This window comes from Rhizobium sp. SAFR-030 (assembly GCF_059415005.1).
Window position 1 is genome coordinate 121,513 of sequence record NZ_JBPFDO010000003.1, and the last position, 16,650, is coordinate 138,162.

Below are 16,650 nucleotides of genomic sequence, written 5' to 3' on the forward strand. Positions count from 1 at the left end.
TATACCGATCTTATGATCGATGCCTTGTTCCGCTACTTCGAAGCCCGAATCCAGCCCTATGCCCGAAGGGACGATCTGCGGCCACCGAGGACCACCTTCGCCTTCATCTGGTTCTATGTGCGCCAGGCAAAGGCGCCGTTCCTCGCGATGCTGGTGCTGGGCGGCCTGACGGCGGCGATCGAGGCGGCGCTGTTCTGGTTCGTCGGCCGGCTGGTCGATATTCTCGGCACGGTCGACAAGGCGGCGGGCTGGCAGGGCCTGCTCCAGGCGCACGGCGCCGAACTTGCCGCAATGCTGGTGCTGATCGCCGTCGTCCGCTTCGTGGTGACGATGACCACGGCGCTGGTCGACCAGCAGGTCATCACGCCGGGTTTTTACAACCTCGTGCGCTGGCAGTCCTATCAGCACGTGGCACGCCAGTCGCTGTCGTTCTTCCAGAACGATTTCGCCGGCCGCATCGTCACCAAGGTCTGGTCCGGCGGCCAGGCGACCGGCGACCTCGTGACGTCCCTGATGGAAAGCGTCTGGTTCGTCGGTATCTACTCGGTGTCGATGCTGGCGCTGATCGGCGGGCTGGACTGGCGTCTGGCGCTGATCGTCATCGTCTGGGTCGTCATCTTCTCGTTCCTGGCGCGCTATTTCGTGCCGCGTATCCGCATCCATTCGCGCGAAACGGCGGAAGCCGCCTCGATGCTGTCTGGCCGGATGGTGGATGCCTACAGCAATATCCAGACGCTGCGGCTGTTCGGACGCGACGATGCCAACGACCGATACATGCGCGAAGGGTTCGACACCTTCCAGAAGACGACGCTGATGTTCACCCGCTTCATCACCGGCGTGCGCGGCTCGATGGCACTTCTGTCCGGCGTGATGATCACCAGCATGGCGGCGCTCTGCATCCATCTGTGGCTTGAGGGCCGCATCAGTTCCGGCGCAGTGGCATTCACACTGGCGCTCGTGCTGCGCCTCAACTTCCTGCTCGGCCGGCTGATGACACAGTTCAACGGCATCATGCGCAATTTCGGCACGGTGCAGAACGCTGCCGAGCTGATCTCGCAGCCGATTGGGCTGACCGATGTCGCCCAGGCGCCGGTGCTCGAGGTCCGGCAGCCGGAAATCCGTTTCGAAAACGTCAGCTTCCACTATGGACGCGGCAAGGGCGTGATCGACGGCATGAACCTCATTATCCGGCCGGGTGAGAAGGTCGGCATCGTCGGGCGCTCGGGCGCCGGCAAGTCGACGCTCGTCAACCTGCTGCTGCGGTTCTACGACGTGGAAAGCGGGCGCATCCTCATCGACGGGCAGGACATCGCTCGCGTGACACAAGAATCGCTGCGGGCGCAGATCGGCATGGTGACCCAGGATACCTCGCTCTTGCACCGGTCGATCCGCGACAACATCCTGTTCGGCCGCCCGGACGCGACGGATGCCGAGCTGCTGACGGCGGTTCGCCGCGCAAGCGCCGAAGAATTCATCCTGGCGCTTGAGGACCAGCGCGGCCGCAAGGGGTTCGACGCGCATGTCGGCGAGCGCGGCGTCAAGCTCTCGGGCGGCCAGCGGCAGCGGGTGGCGATCGCCCGGGTGATGCTGAAGGATGCGCCGATCCTGGTGCTCGACGAGGCGACCTCTGCACTCGATTCGGAGGTCGAGGCAGCGATCCAGTCGAACCTCGACGAGTTGATGACCGAAAAGACGGTGCTGGCGATCGCCCATAGGCTGTCGACCATCGCTGCGCTCGACCGGCTGATCGTCATGGACAAGGGACGGATCGTCGAGGAGGGGACGCATGCCGAACTGGTGGCGGCGGGCGGGCTGTATTCGGAACTGTGGCTGCGTCAATCGGGCGGCTTCCTCGCCGTCTGACCAGGGTTTCTGCGACCGAAAGCCATGCTGCGCAGCGGGTCTGGCCTGTTCGGCCCCGCGGGAGATCGTGGAGCCTCACTCAGAATCGGACCGGTGACCGATGCAACCGTGTCGGGTGAGGGCAGCCACCGGCCGGCCGGTAGCGGCATTTCCCAGACATGCGACGACGGCTGTTTTTCCCGCGTATCCGGGCCGCGACAATCTGCCCATATGCTGTTGCGGAGGCTAGACTTATTGTTGCATCGCGCTTAGAAATTTGCGCGGGGAGAATGCGGTCCAATTGTGTCCAAATTGGATTGCTGACGGGACGAGGGGCAATGCGACTTCATAACATTTCTGTGCAAAGGATGGGTTGACCGTGAGTGAGCACGACACGAATGGCGGGACCGTGAGCGAGCCAACTCGCCGCGATTTCCTTTACCTGACGACGGGCATGGCGGGCGCGGTGGGCGCCGTCGCGGTCGCCTGGCCGTTCATCGACCAGATGCGGCCGGATGCTTCAACGCTCGCGCTTGCCTCCATCGAAGTGGACGTCACGGCTGTCGAGCCGGGCATGTCGCTGACGGTGAAATGGCGCGGCAAGCCGGTCTTCATCCGCAACCGCACGCCCAAGGAAGTCGAGGAGGCCAATGCTGTCGCGCTTGCCGACCTCAAGGACCCGATCGCCCGCAATGCCAATGTCGCTGCCGATGCGCAGGCGACCGACATTGACCGTTCGGCCGGCGAGGGCAAGGAGAACTGGATCGTCATGATCGGCTCCTGCACCCATCTCGGCTGCGTGCCGCTCGGCCAGTCCGGCGATTTCGGCGGCTGGTTCTGTCCCTGCCATGGCTCGCACTACGATACCGCGGGCCGCATCCGGAAAGGCCCGGCGCCGCAGAACCTGGCCATTCCGACATTTACATTTGCATCCGACACCGTGATCCGGATCGGCTGAGGGGACATCAGATGAGTGGGCATTCCAACTACCAGCCGTCGACCGGCATAGAGAAGTGGATCGACGCGCGGCTTCCCTTGCCGCGCATGATGTATGACAGCTTCATCGCCTATCCCGTCCCCCGCAACCTCAACTATGCCTATACCTTCGGCGCCATGCTGTCGGTGATGCTGATCGTGCAGATCGTCTCGGGCGTCGTGCTGGCCATGCATTACGCTGCCGAAACGACTGTCGCGTTCAACTCGGTCGAAAAGATCATGCGCGACGTCAACCACGGCTGGCTGCTGCGCTACATGCATGCCAACGGCGCGTCGTTCTTCTTCATCGCCGTCTACCTGCACATTGCCCGCGGCCTCTACTACGGCTCCTACAAGGCACCGCGCGAAATCCTCTGGATCCTCGGCGTCATCATCTACCTGCTGATGATGGCGGCCGGCTTCATGGGTTACGTGCTCCCCTGGGGCCAGATGTCGTTCTGGGGCGCTACCGTCATCACCGGCTTCTTCTCGGCCTTCCCGCTGGTCGGCGAGTGGATCCAGCAGTTCCTGCTCGGCGGTTTTGCGGTCGATCAGCCGACCCTCAACCGTTTCTTCTCGCTGCATTACCTGCTGCCGTTCATGATCGCCGGCGTCGTCGTGCTGCACATCTGGGCGCTGCATGTCACCGGCCAGACGAACCCGACCGGCATCGAGATCAAGACCAAGACCGACACGGTGCCGTTCACGCCCTATGCGACGATGAAGGATGCGCTCGGCGTGTCGATCTTCCTGATCGCCTATGCCTGGTTCATCTTCTACATGCCGAACTATCTCGGCCATCCGGACAACTACATCCCGGCGAACGCCCTGAAGACCCCGGCACATATCGTGCCTGAGTGGTACTACCTGCCGTTCTACGCGATGCTGCGCGCCATCACCTTCAATGTCGGGCCGATCGATTCCAAGCTCGGCGGCGTCCTGGTGATGTTCGGCTCGATCATCATCCTGTTCTTCCTGCCCTGGCTCGACACGTCGAAGGTCCGCTCTGCCGTCTACCGCCCCTGGTACAAGCTGTTCTTCTGGATCTTCGTCATCAACGCGATCATGCTGGGCTGGCTCGGTGCGCAGCCTGCGGAAGGCCTCTACGTGGTCATGTCGCAGCTCGGCACGCTGTACTACTTCGCCTTCTTCCTCGTCATCATGCCGGTTCTCGGCCTGGTCGAGACGCCACGGCGCATTCCCAATTCCATCACGGAAGCCGTTCTGACGAAGAACGGCAACATGACCGCCGACATGCGCGCGTGATGGCCGAGACCGAGAGGATGACACCCATGAAAATGCTCGCAACAGGCCTCCTGTCTCTTGCCCTCTTCACCGGTCTCGGCGGCATCGCCGGGGCCGCCGAGGAGGCTCCGCATGCCGAAGGCGGCACGCCGCACTATCCGATCCACCATCCGGAAGAGATGGACTGGAGCTTTGCCGGACCGTTCGGCCATTACGACAAGGGCCAGTTGCAGCGCGGCCTGAAGGTCTATACCGAAGTCTGTTCCGCCTGCCATTCCATGAACCTCGTCTCCTTCCGCACGCTGGAAGGGCTCGGCTATTCGGAAGCCCAGGTGAAGGCGTTCGCCGCCAATTACGAGGTCCAGGACGGTCCGAACGATGCGGGCGAAATGTTCACTCGCAAGGCCGTGCCGTCGGATCACTTCCCGTCGCCGTTCCCGAACGAGCAGGCGGCAGCTGCGGCGAATGGCGGCGCCGCACCGCCGGACATGTCGCTGCTCGCCAAGGCGCGCGGCGTGACCCGCGGCTTTCCGCAGTTCATCATCGACATCTTCACCCAGTACCAGGAAGGCGGCCCGGACTACATCCACGCGCTGCTGACCGGCTACCGTGAGCCGCCGGCCGGCGTCGAGGTGGCACCGGGCACGCACTACAACCCCTACTTCATCGCCGCACCGGCGCTTGCCATGGCACCGCCGCTTGCCGATGGCCAGGTGACCTATGAGGATGGTGCGCCGCAGACCCTCGACCAGTATTCGCGGGACGTCGCGGCCTTCCTGATGTGGGCGGCCGAGCCGCATCTGGAAGAGCGCAAGCGCACCGGCTTCATGGTAATGGTGTTTCTGGCGATCTTCACGATCCTCATCTACCTGACGAAGAAGTCGATCTACGCCCGCAAGGAGCATTGAGCGCAACGCTCCCCAGCGGTAAGAAAGGCGGCTCCGGCCGCCTTTTTTCATGCCAGGATTTCTGAAAGCGCGAGTCGTGCGCGGTTCGCATCGGCGCTTACAAGGGTTTCGACCCTGCCGAGGTAGAGGCTCTTCTCGAGCGTGAACAGTTTCCATCGGATTACGCTCGACGTAGTCAGCCCCGCTGCCCCGAAATGTTCGATCTGGACGTCGCTCGGCCAGGACACCTGTCTGGCAGTCGTGATCATCGCCATGACGGCATGCTGATGATCGAGATTGAATCGGCGATTTGAAAGCACGAGTGCCGGCCGAATCTTGCCGCCCTCTCGCTCGGAGAAGGGGAAGCGGAACAGCGCGATATCAAAGAGGTCGCAATCCACCGTAGGCCTCTTCATCCTCTTGTGAGTTCCACTCCGGCATCGAGGTCTCGACGAGGCGAAGGTAATCATCCGTGTGGTGGTTGATCGGCGGAAGGATCTCGAGGTCTACGGACGAGTCGGCAGAGCTTCTTAGGCTCTTCCACGTCTCCGCCATCGCGCCGACCGGTGCGAGGCCATGACGTGTGCCGCCTCGGTCGTGCATCGAAATCTTCACCCAGGTACCGTGAACTCCATTCACCGAGAGCCGGATGGATTCACCCGGACGCAGGGTGACGATCCTTTCGAAGAGGACCGGTGCGTCCGCCACATGAGCGGCAAGGATGATGTCGTCCTGAACCCGGATCTGCACGCGCATTCCTCCGTTTCTTCGAGCGTACCACAGTCGACTGGTGGGCAGAATACGGATGTGGATCAGGCCAAATCCTGCTATGCGGAGCCGAGCCACGTTCGGAGCACCCATGGAAACCACACAGTCGAAGCTCGCCGCTGCCATTCGCGCCATTCCCGATTACCCGAAGCCGGGCATCATCTTTCGCGACATCACCACGCTGCTGGGCGATGCCCAGGCGTTCCGCCAGGCGGTGGACGAGCTGGTAAAGCCGTATGCGTCGCTGTCGGTGGACCAGGTGGCCGGCATCGAGGCGCGCGGCTTCATTCTCGGCGGCGCGATGGCGCACCAGCTGTCGTCGGGCTTCGTGCCGATCCGCAAGAAGGGCAAGCTGCCGCACACCACCGTGCGGGTGGCCTACAGCCTCGAATACGGCGTCGACGAGATGGAGATGCATGTCGATGCGGTAAAGCCGGGCGACAAGGTGATCCTCTGCGACGACCTGATCGCCACTGGCGGCACGGCCGAGGGCGCCGTCAAGCTGCTGCGGCAGCTGGGCGCAGAAGTGGTGTCGGCCTGCTTCGTCATCGACCTTCCCGAACTCGGGGGTCGCCAAAAGCTTGAAGCGCTCGGCGTCGAGGTCCGCACGCTGGTGTCGTTCGACGGGCACTGAGTTGCCGGCAGCGCAGGTGCTTTGATCGCGCTTCTGCCGAACGTCGTCGGCACGAACCTGACGCTGTCGCAGGCCTTTCAGCTGGCGCTGGTGATCCTGCTGGTCGAGGTCGTGGTGATCGGCTGCCACGTGCTGCTGGCACGCAGAGCGCGACGCCTGATGCGCAGTCCGCACCTCGTTCAGCGTGTCAATCGCGGTGCTGGCGCCGCTATGGTGGGCGCCGGCGTCGCGGTCCTTGCGACGCGCTGAGGGCAGGGAAGGCGGTAGCGGGCTGGCGGAAAAGGAGCCATCCCCCGTGTCGGCGGCTGAACTTGCAGCCTGAAGCTTGATCCTGGCTACTCGAACTCCAGCATGCTGCTCTCGAACCGGATGACCGGCTTGCCGTCCTGATTGACGCCCTCGTTGAGGGTGGAGTTCATCCACGTCCCGGGGCGCGAGGCAAGCGGGCGGCTCTCTGTCAGCGTCACCGAATAGCTGATCCGGTCACCGGCATAGACCGGCCGGAGCCATTGCAGTTTCAGAAAGCCGGGCGAGGGGCCGAGCTTCGGCGGCTCGATGCCGTCGGCGACAAGGCGCGCCTGCTCAACGGTCCAGTAGGCGAGGAACATCTTCATCCAGCCGGCGCAGGTATGCCAGCCCGAAGCGCAGAGCCCGCCGAAGACGAAATCCTTGGCGGCCTCCGGATCGACATGGAAGGGCTGCGGATCGAACTGCCTGGCAAAGCGGATGATGTCCTCGGCGGTGAACAGCAGGGTTCCGGTCTCGATCTTCTGGCCGATCGGCGAGAGTTCGATGAGTCTCATGCGGCGTCCTCCGCTGACGCGCGCTGGCGGAACATGATCGGGTTTTCGCCGCGCATGACGGTTTCGCCGCGCTGGTTCTGCACCTCGTGCAGGAACCTGACCAGCCCAAGGCCAGGGCGCGAGCGCAAAGCCCGGGCTTCCACCACCGTCGAGTGACCGGAGAGCGTATCGCCGGCGAGCACCGGCTTCTTCCACTCCATGAACTCGATGCCCGGCGAACCTTCCGAGGCCGAGCCAGACAGCCAGCCGTCGAACATCATGCGCATGAACAGGCTTGCCGTATGCCAGCCGGAGGCCGCGAGGCCGCCGAGGATGCTCGCTCTTCCAGCCTCCTCGGAAAGATGCATGGGCTGCGGATCGAATTCCTGTGCGAAGACGATGATCTCGTCGGCCGACACGGTCTTTGGCTGGAGAGGCAGGACGCGCTCCGGCGTGAAATCCTCGAAATAAAGCATTGCTCTTCCCGTTCAATGTGGCGGCGACTGTAAACGAAGAGAAGACGATGCCAAGCGGGTTTGTCGTCGTTCCGGTACCGGCGCAGTTGCCGGGTGGTTTCCAAACGAAAACTGCCGCCCGTCGAGCGAGGGGCGGCAGTGCCAGATCGGGTTGAGAAACAGCCCTTAGGTGTTGAAGCGGAAGTGGATGACGTCGCCGTCCTGGACGACATATTCCTTGCCCTCGTCGCGACCCTTGCCGGCTTCCTTGGCGCCAACTTCGCCCTTGAAGGCGACATAGTCGTCGTAGCCAATGGTGAAGGCGCGGATGAAGCCACGTTCGAAATCCGTGTGAATGACGCCGGCGGCAGCCGGTGCCTTGGTGCCGCGGACAATCGTCCAGGCGCGGGTTTCCTTGGGGCCGACCGTGAAATAGGTGATCAGGTGCAACAGGTTGTAGCCGGCACGGATCAGCCGGTCGAGACCGGCCTCTTCCAGGCCGAGCGCCGAGAGGAATTCTTTCGATTCCTCTTCCGGAAGCTGGGCGACCTCAGATTCGATGGCGGCCGAGATGATGACGCATTCGGCGCCCTGCGCCTTTGCCATGGCTTCGACAGCCTTCGTGTGCTCGTTGCCATCGACGGCATCGGCTTCCGCGACGTTGCAGACGTAGAGGACCGGATGCGAGGTGAGCAGGTTGAGACCCTTGAGGATCTCGATCTCGTCGGCAGCCAGCGTCTTCAACAGCAGACGGGCCGGCTTGCCCTCGTTGAGCAGCTTGACGACCGCTTCCATGATCGGCAGCTGGGCGACGGAGTCCTTGTCTTTCGAGGAGGCCCGCTTGCGGGTCTGCTCGACGCGGCGCTCAAGGCTTTCGAGGTCGGCGAGCATCAGCTCGGTCTCGATCGTCTCGGCATCGCCGACCGGATTGATACGGCCCTCGACATGGGTGATGTCGTCGTCCTCGAAGCAGCGCAGCACGTGCACGACGGCATCGACTTCGCGGATGTTGGCGAGGAACTTGTTGCCGAGGCCTTCGCCCTTCGACGCGCCGCGCACGAGGCCGGCGATGTCGACGAAGGAGATGCGCGTCGGGATGATTTCCTTGGAGCCGGCGATCGAGGCGAGCGTCTGCATGCGCGGATCCGGAACGGCGACCTCACCGGTGTTCGGCTCGATGGTGCAGAACGGATAGTTTGCCGCCTGGGCTGCCGCCGTCTTGGTCAGCGCGTTGAAGAGGGTTGACTTGCCGACATTCGGCAGGCCAACAATGCCGCATTTGAAGCCCATAAGGGTTCACCCGTCGTTGTTTCGATGTTGCTGTGGCTATGGGGGAAAGCGGCCAGCGGGTCAAGGGTCGCGCCGGCTTTCACTCTGTCCACTGGCGCAGCGGCGCTGGCGAACTATGTTTGAGGGTGATCGGAACGTCGGTCGAGAAACCCGCGGCGAAAGTGCGCCGGTGGCCCCGGCTGCATTCCGCTGACTGTTTCATGTGTTTGGAGATGCCATCTCATGGCCAACGAGACCGAACTTGCACCGAAGACGGTGACCAAGCCCAAGGTCGAGCGCCCGAAGCTCTACAAGGTGCTGCTCCACAACGACGATTATACGCCGCGGGAGTTCGTGGTGCTTGTCCTGAAGGTGGTGTTCCGCATGGGGCCGGAGGCGAGCCAGCGGGTGATGATGACCGCCCACAAGATGGGCTCCTGCGTCGTCGTGGTGTGCACCAAGGATATTGCCGAGACGAAGGTGACCGAGGCGATGGATCTCGCCAAGGAAGCCGGCCTGCCGCTGATGTTCACCGCCGAGCCGGAAGAGTAGGGCTCGAGCGTCAGTCCTTCTTCGCCCCGAACATCTTCTTCAGCATGTCGGCCATCGGGCCGGTGGTCGGCAGGGCCTTGGGCTGGGCAAAGTTGCGCGCGGCGCGGATGTGCGATTGCCCGGCGCCTTGCTTGGCGGGCTTGTCACCCTTGGCGGGCTTGGCCGGCGCGTCATCCGGCTTCGCGCCGACCGCCAGCGCCAGCTTGTTCATCAGCTGCGAATCCTCGCCCTTCACCAGCATCTCGGCATTGTCGGCGAGCGTGTCGAGCAGGGGATCGAGCCAGACCCTGTCCGACTTGGCGAAGTCGCCAAGCACGTGGTTCTGTACCTGCTCCTTGGAGCCCGGATGGCCGATGCCAAGCCTCAGGCGGCGGTATTCGCGGCCGCAGTGGGCATCGAGAGACTTGACGCCGTTGTGGCCGCCATGCCCGCCACCGAGCTTGATGCGGGCCTTGCCCGGCACCAGGTCGAGTTCGTCATAGATGGCGACGATGTCCGCGGGTGACAGCTTGTAGAAGCGCATCGCTTCGCCGACGGATTCGCCCGACAGGTTCATGAAGGTCTGCGGCTTGATGAGCAGCACCTTGTCGCCGCCTAGTTCGCCCTCGGAGATCTCCGCCTTGAACTTCTTCGACCAGGGCGAGAAGCCCGGCCGGCGCTGGATCGCGTCGACGGCCATGAAGCCGATGTTGTGGCGGTTCCCGGAATATTTGGACCCCGGATTGCCGAGCCCGGCGATGATCAGCATATGGCGGTTCCCTTCGCAGTCGCGCCGATGTTCCCAACGCGAAAAGCCGGGCAAGTCAAGCGCAATCCCGCTGACACCTCACTCAGCGCACCGGCGGAAGCCCGTAGCGTTGCTGTATGCGATCCTGCTCGCCCGACGCGCGGAGGCGGTCGAGCGAAGACTGCATGCGGGCGATCAACGCTGCCGGCAGAGCAGGGTTGCAGGCAATCCCGAGCTGCTGCATCGAAAGCACGACGATCCTTCGGATCGGTACGTGCTCTCTGACGAGGCGATCATAGACGTCCTGGGATATGGCCATCAGATCGATCCGGCCGCCGAGCAGCTTGGCCAGCGTCAGATCGAAGCTGGCGCTGAGGTCCAGCCTCTCGAACCCGGCGCGGCGCAGCAGGCCTTCGGTGTAGTCTTCCCGTTGCGTGCCGACCGAATAGAGCAGCGCTTCGGCGATGGTCGTTGCGGTGATGGAGGAGGACTGGCGGGCGACGATCAGGTTGACGTCCATCAGCATCGGCACCACCCACTGGAACGTGGTCTCCCGCTCCGGCGTGCGTGCCGCGGCGAAGACGCAGGAGGTGGACTGCGTTTGGGCAAGCGCAAGCGCCCGGGCCCAGGGCATGATGTCGATGCGGTACTCGACGTCTGCTCCGACACCGGCCATTATCGCGCGAACCTGGGCGGCACCTGCGCCGTCGATCGATCCGTCTTCGGTCTGATAGGTATAGGGCGGGTAGGATTCGGTCGCGAAGCTGATATCGGCCGCCTGTGCGCCGCTCGTCAGGAGAACCATGCTGCAGGTCAGAGCCGGACGTCTCATTGTCCCCATCCACAACGGTCTTGTGTCCCGACTATGCCGTCAACCGGCGCGAGTCTCCAGCAGATTCCTTCTGGCGTCGAGTTGCGTCAGCAGATCGCCGATGGCGAGCGGCCTGGAGAACAGGTAGCCCTGGGCGCAATCGATGCCGATCGTCTTCAGGAGGTCGTACTGGCCCTCGGTTTCGACGCCTTCCGCGACGACCGTGCAGTTCATCTTGTGGGAGATGGCACTGATGCCTTCGACGAGCATCCGGTTCCTGCGTTCGACGTCTTTGGCGCCGGAACCGATCGTGCGGACGAACGACTGGTCGATCTTGACGATATCCACCGGGAAGCGGCTGAGGTAGCTCAACGACGAATAGCCGGTGCCGAAATCGTCGAGCGCGATGCGGCAGCCGAAAGCGTGCAACTGGTCGAGGATGGTGCGGATTTCCGGGTTGTCGTGCATCAGCACCGCCTCGGTGATTTCCAGCACCAGCCGGCGAGGCTGGATGCGGTATCGCGCGGTCATCGCCGCAAGCCGCGTCGGCAGCCCTGCGTCGAACTGCAGCGGCGAGAAGTTCACCGCCACATAGGTGTCCTCCATGCCGGGCAGGCGCGACACCCGGGCCAGGTTGACCAGCGCATCCTCAAGGATGAGATTGCCGATCTCACTGATCGAGCCGGTCTCCTCCGCAACGTCGACGATCGCTGCCGGAGATAGAAGTCCCTTGCGCGGATGGCGCAACCGCATCAGCGCCTCGAAGCCGAGGATCGTCTCGTCGCCGACCCGCACGATCGGCTGGAAATGGGCTTCGAACCAGCTTGCGGTAATCGCCGCTTCGATGTCGCTCTCGATTTCGGCGCGCTGGCGGGCGCGGTCGAGGATGGATTCGTCATAGACATTGGCGCCGTTGCGGCCGTCGCGCTTGCGCGCATACATGGCCATGTCGGAGCGCTGCAGAAGCTCGGCAGCACTGCCGGCGTGGCGCGGGTAGAAGGCAAGCCCGATACTGGCACTGAGCTTGACGCCGGTGCCGGCGGCGCGGAACGGTTTGTCGAAGAGATCGACGATCTTCTGCGCGACGTCGGATGCCCGCGCTTCCGCATCGGCGCCGGTGATCAGCAGGGCGAATTCGTCGCCGCCCAGCCGGGCTGCCGCATCGTTCTCGTTGGTCAGCGGCCGGATCCGCCCGACGAACTGGGACAGCACCGCATCGCCGGCCGCGTGTCCAAGCGTGTCGTTGATCGACTTGAAGCGATCGAGATCGACGAACAGGCAAGCGAGGTGGGTGCCGCTCGCATCGGCGGCGGCGATCTGTTCGTCGAGAACCGCTTCAAAGCCCTGGCGGTTGAGAAGGCCGGTCAGGTGGTCGGAGATGGCCTGGCGATGATTGCGGCTTTCCGACTGCTTGAGCTCGGTGACGTCCGTCATGACGCTCAGCGACGCGGGAAGATCGGTGCCTGCCGACTTGAGGGCGGTCTCGAGGATCAGCACGTCGATGAGATTGCCATCAGCGCAGCGAAAACGGACGGTGACATCGCAGACGCCGACGATTGAGCGCTTCTGCTGCTTGCGGGCCACGTAGCGGGCGCGATCTTCCGGAACGATCAGGTCGACGAAGGGCTGGCGGAGAACCTCTCCTCGCGCATAGCCCGTGGCCAGCAGCCAGTAGTCGCTGACGGCCCAGATCAAGTCCTGGTCGTTCAGCGAGAACAGCATGGCCGGCGTCAGGTTGTAGGTCTCCCGGGTCTGCCGGTGCGCCTGCTTCAGCTCGTATTCCTCGCGCTCCAGCTGGATCTGCATCTCGTTGAAGCTCTGAGCCAGGCGGCCCATCTCGTCCGTCGTGTGCCAATCCACGTGGTGGCGGGAGCCGAGCCGTCGCGTCGCCTCGATCGCCGCGGTCAGCCGCAGCAGCGGTCGCATGACCATGATCCGGTTGCCGATGACCGCGGCCGTAAAGACAGTGAGGATGGCGAGCGTGAAGATGGAAATGAAGGCCAATTCCATGCGGCTGAGTGCGGAGAAGAGGCCAAAGCTTCGATAATGGATGACGAGCGTGCCGACCTTTTGCTGCGTGGTCTCGCTGGACCGATAGACGACGTCAAGCGTTGTCCGCTCCAGCGGCTCGCTGGCATCGCGCACGCTGCTTTCGGTGATGTCCAGCGTGCCGAGCGTGTCCTTCACCTGGACGACGCGGATGCCGGTCTCATTCAGGAGAGTGCCGGTGATCTGGCGGATGCTCTTGAGATCCAGATCCCAAAGCGGCTTGGCCAGCGCCTGGGCATTGACGGCCGTCAGGATCGCAACATGTTCGTGCAGGCTCTCGGCGGCCTGACGGGATGAAAGGGCGAGGAACAGCGTGAACAGCGGCGCGACAAGGATGAGCAACGCTGCTGAAATGATGGCGATGAAGCGGTTTTCGACCGAGTGAGTCATGCGTCCACTCGTAATGCCTTCTGTTTGCCGGCTACCTCAGAAGGTGGTCCCGTTCCCGTCGTGATGCTTTCATCGATTGATTAAGCTTTGCTGAAGCGCAGTTTCCGGCGTCGGCACCGAAACAGTCTCCAAACGCAACAAACCAGCGAATTCCGAGGGAATCGAATGGTTTCCCGTAAAGATCGGTAAACCAATAACGTGAAAACCCGCCGCGGTTGCCCGGGGCGGGTTCAGATCTGGTTGGCAGCAGCCGTGCTTATTCGGAAGCGGCTTCTGCTCCACCTTCAGCTTCTTCCGGCATGACGGCCGGTGCAGCGATGGTGGCGATGGTGAAGTCGCGGTCGGTGATGACCGGCGTCGCACCCTTTGGCAGCTTCACATGCGAGATGTGAACGCTGTCGCCGATCTTGAAGCCGTCCAGGTCAACGACGATCGCTTCCGGGATGTCGTTGGCAGGGCAGTTCATTTCGACCGTATGACGGACGATGTTCAGAACGCCGCCGACCTTCACGCCCGACTTCTCTTCGTTGATGAAGTGAACCGGAACTTCGACCGTGACCTGGCTGTCAGCAGAGACGCGCAGGAAGTCGACGTGCATCGTGAAGTCACGTACCGGATCCAGCTGGAAATCCTTCGGCAGGGCCGAAATCTTCTCGCCGTTCAGGACGATGGTTGCGACGGTGGTCAGGAAGCCGCCGGCGTGGATGCGCTTCGTCACCTCGTTGGTGGAAAGCACGATGGAAACTGGGGCCTGCTTGTCGCCATAGATGACGGCAGGAATAAAACCGTTGCGGCGAAGTTCACGGGAGGACCCCTTACCAACCCGTTCGCGCGCCTCGGCCTTGAGCTCGTAAGTATCGTGGCTCATGGCATGTCCTTTCGAGGTTATTTGGAGAACCCGCCCAGGCTTGGAAGCCTTTATGCGGCGAGTTTGGAAGGGCATCGTCCGATGCGCTTCATCCGCGTTGCCTCCAAGGGTGTCTACGCGGACCGGGGGTGCATATTACATATGGGACTGCATGACAAGCCATGTACGGCTGATCGCATTTCTGTATATTAGCATATTGTGTAATAGATGTGATAAGCAATCAGATAGAATCTTGCCCTAGTCTCCGACCGTTAGCACGCGAGCGCCCAGATGCAATTTGTCTACACCTGCCTCTTCGACCACCACGACTTTATCTATGTCGCAGCGGCCATCAGTTTGTGTATCCTCGGGTCCTACCTAGCGGTGCGGCTTTTCTCACGCGCGCTGCGGGCCCGTGGTTCGGAAAAACCGGTATGGGTTGCGCTGGCCGGCTTCGTCGGCGGTTCGGTGATCTGGACAACGCATTTCCTGGCGATGCTCGGCTATACCGGTGGTGGTCAAGCGGGCTACGAGCCGGTCGTCACCCTCCTTTCGCTGCTGATCTCCGTGCTGACATGCACCGCCGGTTTCGGGATCGCCGCCTTCGCCGACGGGAGCCGGCTGGTGGAGGCGGGTGGCGTGATCATGGGGCTTGGCATTGCCGCCATGCACTACACGGGGATGGCCGCCTACACCGTGCCTGGAACAATCGTCTGGCGGGAAGAGTATGTGGTGGCATCAGTGTTGTTCGGCGCCGTCTTCGGCGCCTTGACGACCAACAAGGTGGTCCGGCCGCGCAACCGGTTCTGCAAGTATACCGGTGCGCTGGCGCTGGTATCGGGCATCGTCACGACGCATTTTATCGCCATGTCGGCCGTCGAGGTCGTGTTGTCCCCGGATATTCCGGTCGACGACAACATGCTGTCGCCAGCGATCCTCGGCATCTCGGTGCTCGGCATCATGATCGCGCTGCTGGCACTGGCCGCCTGCACCTATCTTCTCGATGCCAGCACCAACCAGGCCGCCGTTGCCCGCTACCGGCACCTTTCGCTGCACGACGCACTGACCGGGCTGCCGAACCGCGCGGCACTTCAGGAAGAGTTGCTGGAGCTCGAACGCATTTCACCGAACCTGCCCGGGCAGATCGCCATCCTGTCCTTCGACCTCAACCGGTTCAAGGAAATCAACGACGTCCACGGCCACGCGGCGGGCGACGCGGTGATCCGCACGGTCGGCGCTCGATTGGCGACGGCGATCGGACCCGACGAGTTCGTGGCACGCGTCGGCGGCGACGAGTTCGTCGCCATCACCCGCCGCTACTATGGCCGGATGGAAGGCACCAGTCTGTCGCAGCGGCTGCTGGCCGAGATCAACAAGCCGATCGACTGGAAGGAATCGGTGTTCTGCGTGTCGTCGAGCGTCGGCATCTCCGTCTACGATCGCACTGCGGCGTCGCTGGACGAGGTGATCGCCCAGGCGGATGTCGCGATGTATCGCGGCAAGGTTTCCGGTCCGAACAGCGTCTGCTTCTACGACCCGTCGATGGACCAGGCGGTGCGCGAGCGAAATGCACTGGCCATGGACCTCCGCTCGGCGCTGGTGAACGGCGAGTTCGAGCTGCACTACCAGGTGCAGAACGACGCCGAGACCCGCGAGGTCGTCGGCTTCGAAGTGCTGCTGCGCTGGAACCATCCGCAGCGGAAGAAGGTATCGCCGGCGGAATTCATCCCGATCGCCGAGCGCACCGGCCTGATCATCGAAATCGGTGAATGGGTGCTGCGCGAGGCCTGCAGCAAGGCGGCCGGCTGGAAGCGGCCGTTCAGCATTGCCGTCAACGTCGCGGCGCAGCAGCTGGCCGACATGACCTTTCCGTCGAAGATCGAGCAGATCCTCGAGGAGACCGGCCTGCCGGCCCACCGGCTTGAGCTGGAGATCACCGAGTCCGGCATCATCGGCGACCAGCAGCGGGCGCTCCTGATCATCCAGCAGCTAAAGGAGATCGGCCTGCGCATCGCCATGGACGATTATGGCACCGGCTACTCGTCGCTTTCGACGCTGATGAGTTTTCCGTTCGACAAGATCAAGATCGACCGGTCGTTCGTTGACAAGGTCGACACCAACAACCAGTCGGCGGCGATCGTCCGATCGACGTTGATCCTTGCCCAGAGCCTCAACATTCCGGTGCTGGCGGAAGGCGTCGAGACGATGAAGCATTGGGATTTCCTGCGGCGCGAAGGCTGTGCTCAGGTGCAGGGCTTCCTGTTCGGCAAGCCGGTGCCGCTGGAGGACATCGAGGCGCTCGTTAACGGATGCGAGCAGGAGAGGGTGGCCTGACCGCCTGACCGACAAACCTCCGGCCAGACGAAGAAAGGCCTCACTGCCCGATCGTAAAGGGCAGTAAGGCCTTTTCAGTTTGT

General features: G+C 62.9%; 17 protein-coding genes. 8 read left to right on the plus strand and 9 right to left on the minus strand.

Going from position 1 to position 16,650, the window contains the following annotated elements; all coding sequences use genetic code 11:
• Window positions 1–12 precede the first annotated feature (12 nt).
• From ACR65N_RS10120 to ACR65N_RS10135, 4 genes are all read left to right on the plus strand, one after another.
• Window positions 13–1,863 carry an ABC transporter ATP-binding protein gene (locus tag ACR65N_RS10120; protein ID WP_440456901.1) on the plus strand — a complete coding sequence of 617 codons (1,851 nt, stop codon included), beginning with the start codon at window positions 13–15 and terminating at the stop codon, window positions 1,861–1,863.
• A gap of 358 nt (window positions 1,864–2,221) precedes the next feature.
• The gene (gene petA / locus ACR65N_RS10125) at window positions 2,222–2,800 is read left to right on the plus strand and encodes a ubiquinol-cytochrome c reductase iron-sulfur subunit (protein WP_430304179.1); all 579 of its coding nucleotides are present in this window, start codon (window positions 2,222–2,224) and stop codon (window positions 2,798–2,800) included.
• 11 nt (window positions 2,801–2,811) lie between these two features.
• Window positions 2,812–4,083 carry a cytochrome b gene (locus ACR65N_RS10130; RefSeq protein ID WP_440456902.1) on the plus strand — a complete coding sequence of 424 codons (1,272 nt, stop codon included), beginning with the start codon at window positions 2,812–2,814 and terminating at the stop codon, window positions 4,081–4,083.
• A 26-nt stretch (window positions 4,084–4,109) separates the two neighbouring features.
• Window positions 4,110–4,970 (plus strand): cytochrome c1, encoded by an 861-nt coding sequence (locus ACR65N_RS10135; protein ID WP_430304177.1) that lies wholly within the window; start codon window positions 4,110–4,112, stop codon window positions 4,968–4,970.
• 47 nt (window positions 4,971–5,017) lie between these two features.
• Here ACR65N_RS10135 and ACR65N_RS10140 read toward each other — a convergent pair whose 3' ends face one another.
• Together ACR65N_RS10140 and ACR65N_RS10145 are read right to left on the minus strand one after the other, a co-directional pair.
• Window positions 5,018–5,350, minus strand: a complete 333-nt coding sequence (locus ACR65N_RS10140; protein ID WP_440456903.1) for a type II toxin-antitoxin system PemK/MazF family toxin — start codon at window positions 5,348–5,350, stop codon at window positions 5,018–5,020.
• On the minus strand, window positions 5,331–5,705 hold the full coding sequence (locus ACR65N_RS10145; RefSeq protein ID WP_440456904.1) for a hypothetical protein: 375 nt from the start codon (window positions 5,703–5,705) through the stop codon (window positions 5,331–5,333). The genes ACR65N_RS10140 and ACR65N_RS10145 overlap by 20 nt, the downstream gene beginning before the upstream one ends.
• Before the next feature lie 103 nt (window positions 5,706–5,808).
• Here ACR65N_RS10145 and ACR65N_RS10150 point away from each other — a divergent pair, with 103 nt between their 5' ends.
• Window positions 5,809–6,351, plus strand: coding sequence for an adenine phosphoribosyltransferase (locus tag ACR65N_RS10150; protein ID WP_440456905.1), 543 nt, complete (start codon window positions 5,809–5,811; stop codon window positions 6,349–6,351).
• Between the two features lie 21 nt (window positions 6,352–6,372).
• On the plus strand, window positions 6,373–6,600 hold the full coding sequence (locus ACR65N_RS10155) for a hypothetical protein (protein WP_440456906.1): 228 nt from the start codon (window positions 6,373–6,375) through the stop codon (window positions 6,598–6,600).
• Window positions 6,601–6,686: 86 nt separating this feature from the next.
• Here ACR65N_RS10155 and ACR65N_RS10160 read toward each other — a convergent pair whose 3' ends face one another.
• From ACR65N_RS10160 to ychF, 3 genes are all read right to left on the minus strand, one after another.
• Complete coding sequence (locus tag ACR65N_RS10160) at window positions 6,687–7,154, minus strand: MaoC family dehydratase (protein WP_440456907.1); 468 nt, start codon at window positions 7,152–7,154, stop codon at window positions 6,687–6,689.
• A complete protein-coding gene (locus ACR65N_RS10165; RefSeq protein ID WP_430304173.1) occupies window positions 7,151–7,609 on the minus strand; it encodes a MaoC family dehydratase in 459 nt (152 codons plus the stop codon). Before ACR65N_RS10165 ends, ACR65N_RS10160 begins: the two co-directional genes overlap by 4 nt.
• 165 nt (window positions 7,610–7,774) lie before the next feature.
• Entirely contained in the window at window positions 7,775–8,878 is a 1,104-nt protein-coding gene (gene ychF, locus ACR65N_RS10170) for a redox-regulated ATPase YchF (RefSeq protein ID WP_430304172.1), read from the minus strand.
• 222 nt (window positions 8,879–9,100) lie between these two features.
• Between ychF and clpS the strand changes: the two genes are divergently transcribed.
• Window positions 9,101–9,409, plus strand: a complete 309-nt coding sequence (clpS, locus tag ACR65N_RS10175) for an ATP-dependent Clp protease adapter ClpS (RefSeq protein WP_440456908.1) — start codon at window positions 9,101–9,103, stop codon at window positions 9,407–9,409.
• A 10-nt stretch (window positions 9,410–9,419) separates the two neighbouring features.
• On the opposite strand, the gene pth is transcribed toward clpS, so the two are convergent.
• From pth to ACR65N_RS10195, 4 genes are all read right to left on the minus strand, one after another.
• Entirely contained in the window at window positions 9,420–10,157 is a 738-nt protein-coding gene (gene pth / locus ACR65N_RS10180) for an aminoacyl-tRNA hydrolase (RefSeq protein WP_440456909.1), read from the minus strand.
• An 82-nt stretch (window positions 10,158–10,239) separates the two neighbouring features.
• Window positions 10,240–10,968 (minus strand): substrate-binding periplasmic protein, encoded by a 729-nt coding sequence (locus tag ACR65N_RS10185; protein WP_440456910.1) that lies wholly within the window; start codon window positions 10,966–10,968, stop codon window positions 10,240–10,242.
• A gap of 39 nt (window positions 10,969–11,007) precedes the next feature.
• Window positions 11,008–13,386 carry an EAL domain-containing protein gene (locus ACR65N_RS10190; protein WP_440456911.1) on the minus strand — a complete coding sequence of 793 codons (2,379 nt, stop codon included), beginning with the start codon at window positions 13,384–13,386 and terminating at the stop codon, window positions 11,008–11,010.
• Between the two features lie 256 nt (window positions 13,387–13,642).
• Window positions 13,643–14,254: a 50S ribosomal protein L25/general stress protein Ctc gene (locus ACR65N_RS10195; protein ID WP_430304167.1), complete on the minus strand. Its 612-nt coding sequence runs from the start codon at window positions 14,252–14,254 to the stop codon at window positions 13,643–13,645.
• 270 nt (window positions 14,255–14,524) lie between these two features.
• On the opposite strand from ACR65N_RS10195, the gene ACR65N_RS10200 reads away from it, so the two are divergent.
• Window positions 14,525–16,567, plus strand: coding sequence for a putative bifunctional diguanylate cyclase/phosphodiesterase (locus ACR65N_RS10200; protein WP_440456912.1), 2,043 nt, complete (start codon window positions 14,525–14,527; stop codon window positions 16,565–16,567).
• The last annotated feature ends 83 nt before the right edge of the window (window positions 16,568–16,650 follow it).